Annotated in this window: 7 protein-coding genes and 1 other annotated feature; of the genes, 3 read left to right on the forward strand and 4 right to left on the reverse strand. The window is 35.6% G+C overall.

Annotated features, from left to right (window positions below; all coding sequences use genetic code 11):
- Positions 1 to 317: S-layer homology domain-containing protein (locus LOK41_RS26350; protein ID WP_241818951.1), on the forward strand; the 317-nt coding region annotated here is incomplete at its 5' end.
- 145 nt (positions 318 to 462) lie between these two features.
- On the opposite strand, the gene LOK41_RS26355 is transcribed toward LOK41_RS26350, so the two are convergent.
- Both LOK41_RS26355 and proB read right to left on the reverse strand, forming a co-directional pair.
- Positions 463 to 1,710 carry a glutamate-5-semialdehyde dehydrogenase gene (locus LOK41_RS26355; protein ID WP_241818952.1) on the reverse strand — a complete coding sequence of 416 codons (1,248 nt, stop codon included), beginning with the start codon at positions 1,708 to 1,710 and terminating at the stop codon, positions 463 to 465.
- A 165-nt stretch (positions 1,711 to 1,875) separates the two neighbouring features.
- The gene (gene proB, locus LOK41_RS26360) at positions 1,876 to 2,979 is read right to left on the reverse strand and encodes a glutamate 5-kinase (RefSeq protein WP_241818953.1); all 1,104 of its coding nucleotides are present in this window, start codon (positions 2,977 to 2,979) and stop codon (positions 1,876 to 1,878) included.
- Between the two features lie 139 nt (positions 2,980 to 3,118).
- Positions 3,119 to 3,329: a binding site (T-box leader), on the reverse strand.
- 504 nt (positions 3,330 to 3,833) lie between these two features.
- Between proB and proC the strand changes: the two genes are divergently transcribed.
- On the forward strand, positions 3,834 to 4,652 hold the full coding sequence (gene proC, locus LOK41_RS26365; RefSeq protein ID WP_241818954.1) for a pyrroline-5-carboxylate reductase: 819 nt from the start codon (positions 3,834 to 3,836) through the stop codon (positions 4,650 to 4,652).
- A gap of 264 nt (positions 4,653 to 4,916) precedes the next feature.
- On the opposite strand, the gene LOK41_RS26375 is transcribed toward proC, so the two are convergent.
- Entirely contained in the window at positions 4,917 to 5,072 is a 156-nt protein-coding gene (locus LOK41_RS26375; RefSeq protein ID WP_241818955.1) for a class I SAM-dependent methyltransferase, read from the reverse strand.
- A 966-nt stretch (positions 5,073 to 6,038) separates the two neighbouring features.
- On the opposite strand from LOK41_RS26375, the gene LOK41_RS26380 reads away from it, so the two are divergent.
- Entirely contained in the window at positions 6,039 to 7,190 is a 1,152-nt protein-coding gene (locus LOK41_RS26380) for an SLC13 family permease (RefSeq protein WP_241818956.1), read from the forward strand.
- Between the two features lie 224 nt (positions 7,191 to 7,414).
- Here LOK41_RS26380 and LOK41_RS26385 read toward each other — a convergent pair whose 3' ends face one another.
- Positions 7,415 to 8,191, reverse strand: a complete 777-nt coding sequence (locus LOK41_RS26385) for a GIY-YIG nuclease family protein (protein ID WP_241818957.1) — start codon at positions 8,189 to 8,191, stop codon at positions 7,415 to 7,417.
- Positions 8,192 to 9,094 lie beyond the last annotated feature (903 nt).

Consider the following 9,094-nt stretch of genomic DNA (forward strand, 5'->3'; position numbering starts at 1 on the left):
AATTGAAGACTTCGTCTTTGTTTGTATATGACATGAAGTGTTTCTATCCCTTTTATCTCGCCAAAAACCAAACAGGGAAGTTTCAGCCAAATAAACCAATCACTCGGGCGGATATGGCATTTATGACTGCACGTATGTTTGCGCAATTTAATGTTTTTTCTCCTGAAAAATCGTTTCTATTTAACGGTGTTCCTAAACATTACTGGGCGAAAAGAGAGATTGAAATAGCTGTTAACTTAGGGCTAATGCAGGGATCCACTGAGAAAAGCTTTTCTCCTGAAGAATCAGTATCCCGTCAAGAGGCAGCCGTGATTTGAATCAATATGATATTTGGGCCTTTGTAGCAATGGCACCCTTTTTACGCAATAAGCATTAGCAGAAATCGCATCGCTAATAATAGTCTTTTTATGTCCATTAAAGAGGCAAAGCCCCCTCTTTACTTTGCCTCTTTCTTTCTATTTCTTATCTCCGAATCTGTCCATTCCCACGAATCACATATTTTGTGGAAGTCAATGCAGATAGACCCATTGGTCCCCGCACGTGCAGCTTTTGTGTGCTGATGCCGATTTCTGCGCCGAAGCCAAATTCAAAACCGTCAGTAAAGCGGGTCGAAGCATTATGGTAGAGCGCCGCGGCGTCGACGGACGTGAAAAACTTGCTGACGTTTTCCTCGTTCTCTGTAATGATCGCTTCGGAATGCATGGATCCATACGTATTGATGTGGTCAATCGCTTCTTCAACAGATGAAACCATTTTGACTGCCAGTGTGAGAGACAAAAATTCTGTTCCCCAGTCTTCTTCTGAAGCTGGTACAATGGAAGAATCAATTGTCAATACTTTCTTATCTCCACGCAGTTCCACTCCTCTTTCCTTCAAGAAAGAAAATAGCTCGGTACCGAATCGCTGCGCCCAATTCTCATGAAGTATAATTGTTTCAATTGCATTGCATACAGACGGACGCTGTGTTTTGGCGTTTACGATAATATCGAATGCCATCTGTTTATCTGCAGTTTCATCAATAAAAATGTGACAATTTCCTGCACCTGTTTCTAATACAGGAACAGACGCTTCGCTCACTACAGTATCTATCAACTGCTTGCCACCTCTTGGGATAAGAACATCCAAGTACTCGTTCAATGTAAACAGCTGCTTTGCGCTATCTCGTGATGTATCTTCAATAAGCTGTACGCTTTCTGGAGGCAAGTCCGTTTGTTTGAGGGCTCGGTGAATGACAGCGACAATGGCTTTGTTAGAATAAGTAGCGGAAGAGCTACCACGCAAGATCACCGCATTTCCTGTTTTTAAACAAATTGTGGCCGCATCTACCGTCACGTTCGGGCGCGCCTCGTAAATCATCCCGACAACACCAAGTGGAACGCGCATCTCTTGAATAGACAACCCATTCGGCCGTTTCCATGCGGTTACACATTCTCCGACAGGATCACGCAAATCAATCAGCTGCCGAATCCCCTCTGTCATATCAATAATGCGCTGTTCATTCAGCATGAGGCGATCGAGGAGAGAGATAGACATCCCTTTCTCTTTGCCTTGTTCGATATCGCGGTTGTTCTCCTCCAAAATATAGGGTGTCTCTACTATCAATTGCTCAGCAATCGCCGCGAGTGCCTTGTTTTTTTGATTAGTGGATTTGAGTACAAGTTCTCCAGCAATCTTTTTCGCTTTTTGTCCTTTTTCCAACACTTCTTTCATTTTCATTTCCTCCTTTTAAAGATTTAAAATATAAAACTTGAGGCGTGTTTAACTCTGACAACTTGGCACTACCATCCAAGACTCTTCTACATAGATATTAGGTGAATCAATCAGCTTTAAGACGGAGGACTCTGTTCTCTTCACTTGAACGAACCTTCTCTATTCTTAAAATGAAACCCAATTATCCCTATGAATGACTTCATAGCTATGTCTTTCACCTCGAGCCTGAACGTCGTGACTCTGCATACCTTTTATATCTTGTAATTCCTCTGTACTATATCTACATTGTCCTTTGCCTATCACGCGTCCTTGTTGTGTGATGACCTCCACGACTTCGCCTGCTTGAAAGAACCCAAACACATTGGTAACACCGGCAGGGAGAAGACTTTTTCCATGCTGAATGATGGCAGCGACTGCTCCGGTATCCACTTCAATTTGTCCACTGACAACAGAATGTAGCGCGATCCATTGCTTGTTCATCTTGATCACTTTTTGAGGAGCATTACCGATGTAAGTTCCATCACCTTTCCCCTTCAAAACATCTAAAAATTTATCCTGTCCACGCCCTGTTCCGATGAACACACTCACCCCAAGTGAAAGTGCGGTCTTTGCAGCATCGATTTTCGACTTCATTCCGCCAGTTCCAAGTTTTGATCCAGCATCTCCAGCAAGAGAAGCGATTTCCTCCGTAACTTCAGGGAGAAAGTAGTATTTTTTTGCGTCCGGATTTTTTTGAGGATTTCGGTCATACAAACCGTTCACATCTGTAAAAATTATGAGCATATCAGCTGATACAAGCCCGCTTACTAAAGCAGACAACATGTCATTATCACCAAATGTCAGCTCCTCTAAAGAAATAGAATCATTTTCATTGATTATAGGAAGAGCGGAACGATTTAGTAGCTCCCCTAAAGTGGCGTAAGCATTACTGTATTGTTCTTTTCTGGAGAAATCACTTCTCGTCAGCAAGAGTTGCGCAGTAACGATCTCATATTTGTGGAATTCTTCCGTATACGCCTGCATTAACAGACTTTGCCCAACAGCCGCGGCAGCCTGTTTTCCTTTTATTGTCACAGGTCGGCTAGGATACCCTAGAGCGGAAAAACCTGCAGCGACAGCCCCAGATGTTATCAGCAAAACTTCATGTCCTTCCTGTTTCAGCCGTGCCATAGCAGAAACGTGATCTGAAAGCTGTTCCTCAGAGATGCCACCATGATTAGCTGCCAAAGAACTACTTCCAATCTTCACAACAATTCGTTGTTTTTTCACTTTTGTACCTCCTAGTCTAAATTCAAAGTTTTTTGCAAATTTAGCTTCTATACATGCAGTTTGCAGCAATGTCTCTTCTCATCAATGCTGCCTATCTAGGAATAAAGAGCAAAATAAAAATGACCGCTTCGCCCTTAATAAAAAGGACGAAACGGTCATTGTTCCGCGGTACCACCTTCATTGATATAACTATATATCCACTTGGTGCCTATAACGCAGGCGTACGCCTAAACTTTCATTTAAGACTCAGGGATAGGTTCGATACTTTCTATACGAGGAATCTTTCAGCCGGTGAATTCCACTCTCTTGCGCAAGAGGACATATTTACTAGTTCCCTTCAACGATTTCCAGTTTGATTTTTATACATTATGCGATATAGTGCATCTTTGTGTCAAGAGATATTTTGAAAATTTAATAGGGTGACAAGTTTTAAGTATGAAATTATGTACACACTGTATTAACATCACCATGTCTAGAAAACATTTATATAACAATACCTTATCCCTTATTCATAAACATAAAACCTTTTAAACATCTCTTAGCGTACAACAAAGAGAGCTATTCATGTCAAAGCATACAACTTCCCTTTTTCTTTATGCGATTGATAGGATGTGTTGCTATTCCCCAACATGATTTTTAAGGTTACTGAGTGGTATATAACACAAAATATTTAATTATAGTGCATGTACTTATATAGTGTTGAATAAAATTGATTTCTTTATTTTTTGTATTGCAAAAAGTAATGCACTCTCTTAAAATGTTTTTTTATATTGTATGGGATATTATTAAATTTTTTCAGAATAATACTTTCAAACCAATAAAATTGATTTTAAAAGGAGCAAGATCGAGATATTATGGACAAACAAATTGGATTCATCGGGTGTGGAAACATGGGTATGGCTATGATTGGCGGGATGATAAACAAAAATATAGTGTCTTCAGATAAACTAATTTGTTCAGATTTAAACGTCATTAATCTAAAAAATGCTAGTGAAAAATATGATATAACTACAACTACTGACAACAATGAAGTAGCTAAAAATGCTGATATTTTAATTTTATCAATCAAACCAGACCTATACTCGTCCGTAATTAACGAAATAAAAGAGCAGATAAAAAACGATATAATAGTCGTAACTATTGCTGCGGGAAAAAGCATTAAGAGTACTGAGGATGCTTTCGGTAAAAAGTTAAAGGTTGTAAGAGTAATGCCTAATACACCTGCTCTTGTTGGAGAAGGAATGTCTGCGTTATGTTGCAATGAAATGGTTGCAGAAAGAGATTTAGAAGAGATACTCAATATATTTAATAGTTTTGGTCAGGCAGAGATAGTAAGTGAAAAATTAATGGATGTTGTAACATCTATAAGCGGCTCTTCTCCAGCATATGTATATATGTTTATAGAAGCCATGGCAGATGCTGCTGTACTAGAAGGTATGCCAAGAGATCAAGCCTATAAATTCGGGGCTCAAGCTGTATTAGGTTCTGCAAAAATGGTATTGGAAACGGGAATACATCCAGGTGCGTTGAAGGATATGGTTTGTTCTCCAGGGGGAACGACAATAGAAGCTGTAGCAACATTAGAGGAAAAAGGTTTAAGAACAGCCATCATTTCAGCTATGAAACGTTGTACTCAAAAATCTGTTGAATTATCCAGTCTCACTAAAGAGTAAAAACTAAGTTTATCACATTTGACTTACATTATGTCTCACTATCAATAGCAAACAAAATGGACAAATTCATACCTATTTGAATTTGTCCATTTTATCTTTTTCTTATATATAGAGCATGAGTCGTTTCAATTTCTCTGATTGTACATGGAGCATGGCGAAGACTTTGAAATCCTGAATATTTGATAAAATGCCATTTAAATAATGATCTATTTTTATCAAATATAACGATATGTCCTTTTGGTTTGGAAACACGTATCATCTATCTCATAACTTTTTGGGATTGAGTACAACACTTAAAATGAGACCTGCGACTACAGTATCGAACGATTGATTTTCAAATTGAAGATTTTGTGCATCCATATGAAAGAATTTAACCTGATTATCAGGGTACTTTTCTTTTGCCTTTTGCAGCATTTCCATTTAGTAATCAATGGCTGTTGTATCTAATTGATCAATTGGAAAAAAGCCAAATCTCCCGCTGTCCCTACTCCAACAAATAAAACCCTTTGACCTACCACTATTAAAAAGACATCATAAACAGGTGCTGAACATTTTCATAAAACGATCACAGCTATTATTCAGTTTCAGCCCCCTCATTTCTTTATAATTTCATACTCTCATGATTTGTTAGGAAAGAGACAGAACGAGGCATTATCGGAAGTGAAATTCCCTAGGAAATCCAGATGGGCACTAGGTTTCTCGCAATCTTCGAATTTATTTCGTATACAGGATTTTATGCAATGCCCGAGAAGCGCGAGTTTTGGTCTCCCTATCCTTTGACAAGTTTACCTCCTTTTTTCATAGAATCCTGCATTCTTTTTGCTCTTTTAAAACTTCATGTAAAGTGATTGAAGTCAAGGCTTGGTAACCTTTTTTGCGAAATCTTCAAAAAACATTGCATTTGGTTTATATATGATATTATAAAGTTAACAAAATAACATTAGTTTTTCTCAGCTAATCCCCTAATGGGGTCCCGCCAACATTATGCGGATTTACAACGTTAAGGGCTCTAAGAACAAAAAATTCCTTATTTCAGTCACGCTAAGAACCTGTTTCTATATGTTATAAAGTGTTTTGCTGGGATGCCATATTACAAAGTTCCCATCCAGGGCCTTGTGACATACTCTTTTCTAGACATATCGGGCTTGTCAAAAAGCATGTTTTTTAACAGGAGCCACGAATAAAAAATGCCTTATAGGGTTGTTTGAAAACGTTAGTCATATGATTCCTTTAAGGGCCAGATTATAGAACAACTAATTAACAAGAAAAACTATTAAATTTATTGCAATCTATGGCCTTTGTTGGATATATATTGAAGAATGCTTATTTAGGGTAAGAATTGCTCTTCCGTTCCCTTCTATTAACATAGATCACAGGTGGTGTATTGTGAAAGAATTAATATTCATCCAAAATAAAAAAAGAATCCTTATGAAATTTGTATTTTTAAAAAAGGATATAGTGCTTACCATTTCACTGATACTAGCAGTTGCAAGCTGTTTTATATATCCGCCAAGGCTCGAATATATTAACCTTGAAGTGCTCGTTAGCTTATTTAATCTAATGGTAGCCATAAAGGCCTTTGAAGAGCTAAAGTTATTAGACAAACTTGCCGTTGCTATATTGAATAAATGCAATAACAGTAGGTCAATATCAGTTATTCTGATTTTTTTATGCTTCATTTGTTCCATGTTTGTAACGAATGATGTCGCTTTGCTCACTTTTGTACCAATAACACTTGTCATTAGTAAAAAGACACAAATGAATATGATGGATACGATCATCCTGCAGACAATTGCGGCAAATATCGGAAGCAGCTTGATGCCTATGGGGAATCCGCAAAATTTGTACATCTATTCTTACTATGGAATTAAGCTCATCCCATTTTGGGGTTCAATGTTGTTATTAGCTGTGCTTGGCATCAGTTTGTTGTTTATATTTGCTCAAAAACTTCATAAAACAGAATTAAAAATAGAACTTCCTGTTATTACCATAGAGGATCGAAAAAAAGCTACAGTCTGGATCCTGATACTTGTCATTATTATTGCATCTATTTTTGGAATCATTAATTATTACATTGCGCTAATAATCACATTGGTGACAGTATTTATTTTGAATAGAAAATTACTATTTAAGATTGATTATTCTCTTCTGATAACCTTTGTCTGTTTTTTTGTTTTTATTGGAAATATTTCTAACTCAAATGCAATGGAGACATTTGCTCGCGCCAATTTAAGAGGAGACACATCAGTTTTTTTTAGTTCCATATTTTTGAGTCAATTTATTAGCAATATGCCTGCTTCAATTCTCCTGTCAAACTTTACTTCTGATTGGAAACCCTTATTATTAGGAGTAAATATCGGAGGACTTGGAACAATTATCGCATCTTTAGCCAGTGTAATCTCCTATAAACTATTCATTCAGGCCAACCGTAAAGAGAGCAAAAAGTATTTAATCAAATTCAGTGTTTATAACTTTTCATTTTTAGCCATACTTGCATGTATACAATACTTCATCTTTAAATTTCTAAAAATCTTTTAAAAAATGATTACCGATGGAAGTATAAAATCCTATAGTGTTCTTATTCCTTTTCTGAAGTAATGAAAAAAGCCCAATTTCTTAGCATTAAATTGAGAAATTGGGCTACTTCATATATTCGCACCAGAACCCTCTTTTCTATAGTTTAAAACATTTTACAAATGAAATACCCCCCGCGGTAATTCCCTTTGTAAAATAAAAAAAGCAGCAGATTTGCTACTTTAAAGTCAATGGTTTAACCTTAGATTTCTTAAATTCTTTTTACCAGATAAAGCATCCATTATATCTTGATGCTTTATTATCCGCTTATGATTACGTTGTGTACGGAAATCGTTTCGGTATTCTTTAATTGTAATTAATGTTTGAAGTTCTATGCTCAATACTTTAGCGAGGACATGATGGTTATACCCATCGTCTAATAAAGAAATTATGTCATAAAACATAGTTTTTCCACCAACTAATTTTACTAAGTCATTCTTTAACTTATCTCTTTCTCTTGTCCTTTTCTTCTGCAGTTCTTTTAATTCCAATGCAGACTGATGTTGTTTTTCTGTTTCAATTTTTGGGAGTTTAACTTCTTGTCGTTCCCTTTTTACTATATCTCTTGCTACATTTTCTATTTTCCCTTTTTCTCTAGCTTCATCAATTTCTAATAACATGGATTTTTTATTTGTCTGTTTAATGTATTGAGTATATAATTCTGGGAACTCCTTTTGAACTTCTTTGTTTAATACTGTTTTATATTTAATCATATAAGTAATCTGTAATAAAGAACGTTTTAATACACTATCTTCAATGAGGTACGCTACTTTATTAAATAAATGTGCATACTCCTTAGTGTTGGAATAACTGTTAAAATGAGCTGAAACTCTACTCTTTATGCTAAAAGCCTTGCCTACATAAACAATGTTGTCGTTATAGTCTGTAAGTAAATAAACACCACTATCGGATTTGTTCAATTTATTATTCAGTTCTTCTAGACTCATAAAATGCAATTCACTCATACTTTCCTCTCCTTAGAAGTTTTGAACCATGAAAAGCAGCCAAGGTTTCTTAAAAAAGCACTTGACTGCTCTGATATCTCTCGTTTTATTAAGGTGAAAATTATTGGTATTCCCTTTGAAATCAACACATGATACCAGCAGATGCACTTTCCTTCACTTGTTTTTAAGTTTTTGCATCAAAACCCTTTTTTAAATACTTCTTTTACATGAAATCTATTTTCCATTTTGCATTATCTCAGGAATCTTTAATGATTTTTTTGATATCAGATAATTGAATGGAGAAGACAGTTTACTATTCATTTATTAAAGAAAGGGTTTGTTGATGTAAATTAAGGTTATGAACATGTCCTTTACATGTTTGTAACAATCCGCTCTGATGATAATCAGTAGTGATCAAGTGATTTTTTGTTAATTTTCTTAAGGTCATGCATTTATCACCCTTTTTTACTAATAAATAATATACATAAAAATATTCAAATTATAATCTAGTTATACTTTTGGAAAACTTTAATATAGACTGTCCTTTCGTCCGATAGTTTTCATTCTTAATACAAATAGGGTAGAAAAATAGTCGCTAAATTATCACCTCATAATTATCAAAAGGAAAATACTATTTAAAAATATGAACAAATATTTTAAATAGACTCTTCTGTTGCGATTCCACTGCCATACTTGTAAAAATGCTGCTATCAGGCACTTCAAGTGAACCACTATCTATATAAATGTAAGTAAAACAATCATCATTTGAATTGCTGTCGAACAAATTTTAATAGAAATGTATATTTAATTTACAATCAATACTACAAAATCTAACCAAAAAAGACAGATTTTTTCAGAAATATGATACTTAATCGGTACCCTACCAAATGTTTGATCCTAATCTTTTTTGACTTTCGCCCATAC

This window comes from Bacillus sp. TL12, from assembly GCF_022625245.1.
In the GTDB taxonomy this organism is placed as follows: Bacteria; Bacillota; Bacilli; order Bacillales; family Bacillaceae_G; genus Bacillus_A.